Raw genomic sequence first — 1272 nt, 5'->3', positions numbered from 1 at the left:
TGACGTGACCCCCTGAAACTCCTCCAGAAATAGCTAGAGTCCGCCCGATGAAAGGGACGGACGAATGAAACGATCAAGGTTCACGGAAGAACAGATTATCGGGATCCTGCGCGAGCAGGAGGCGGGCGTGCCGGTGGCGGACCTGTGCCGCAAGCACGGGCTCAGCTCGCCGACCTTCTACAAGTGGAAGGCTAAATACGGCGGGCTGGACGTGTCGGAGGCGCGGAGGTTGAAGGCGCTGGAGGACGAGAACGCCAAGCTCAAGCGGATGCTGGCCGAGGCGATGCTCGACAACGTCGCGCTGAAGGACCTGCTGGGAAAAAAATGGTGACGCCCGCCGCGCATCGGGAGGCTGCGGCGTACCTGCAGACGACCTACGAGATGAGCCAGCGACGGGCGTGCCGGGTGATCGACACCGACCGGACTAGCGTGCGCTACCAGGCCACGCGGCCGGACGACGGGGCCTTGCGCGAACGGTTAAAAGCCCTGGCCCAGGAGCGACGACGCTTCGGCTACCGACGGCTGCATGTGCTGCTGAAACGCGAGGGCCAGATTGTGAACAAGAAGCGGATCCAGCGGATCTACCGCGAGGAGCGGCTAACGGTGCGCCGCCGCGGCGGCCGCAAGCGGGCGATCGGCACCCGGCGGCCCCTTGAGCTCCCGCTGGCGCCCAATCAACGCTGGAGCCTGGACTTCGTGTCCGACCAGATGACCGACGGCCGCCGCTTCCGCATCCTGACGGTGATCGACAACTGCACACGCGAATGCCTGGCCCTGGTGGCGGATACCTCGCTGTCGGGAGGCAGGGTCGCGCGCGAGCTCGACGCCATCATCGCCCAGCGCGGGCGGCCGGACACCATCGTCAGCGACAACGGCACGGAATACACCTCGAACGCCATCCTCGGCTGGGCCGACGACACCGGCGTGGGCTGGCATTACATCGCGCCCGGCAAGCCGCAGCAGAACGGCTACAACGAGAGCTTCAACGGCCGGCTGCGCGACGAGCTGCTGAATGAGACACTCTTCCGGTCTCTGCCCCACGCCCGCGCCGTGCTGGAGAACTGGCGGCGCGATTACAACGAGCAGCGCCCCCACTCGAAGCTCGGCTGGATGACGCCAAGGGACTACGCCCGCGCCTTATCCGGAGAGTCCGGCGACCGCGCTGCGCAGCCTGGAGGCTCCGCGCGGACGCCTCTTGCCACCCACCACCACCAAGGCTCAAATCAACCCAGGACTCTCGTTATGGCTGGATGAGAAACGGGGGTCACGTCA

At 66.1% G+C, this 1272-nt stretch carries 1 protein-coding gene; it reads left to right on the top strand.

What is annotated here, in order from left to right; all coding sequences use genetic code 11:
• The first annotated feature begins 64 nt into the window (after positions 1–64).
• A protein-coding gene (locus tag HUW53_RS21690) for an IS3 family transposase (RefSeq protein ID WP_237347823.1) occupies positions 65–1254 on the top strand; the annotation gives its coding sequence in 2 pieces (ribosomal slippage) (positions 65–323 and positions 323–1254; 1191 coding nt in all).
• Positions 1255–1272: the final 18 nt, after the last annotated feature.

The sequence above is a fragment of the Xanthobacter agilis genome (genome assembly GCF_021730435.1).
GTDB lineage: Bacteria > Pseudomonadota > Alphaproteobacteria > Rhizobiales > Xanthobacteraceae > Xanthobacter > Xanthobacter agilis.
The sequence above is the reverse complement of the archived record's forward strand: the minus strand, read 5'-3'. Positions and strand labels throughout refer to the sequence as shown.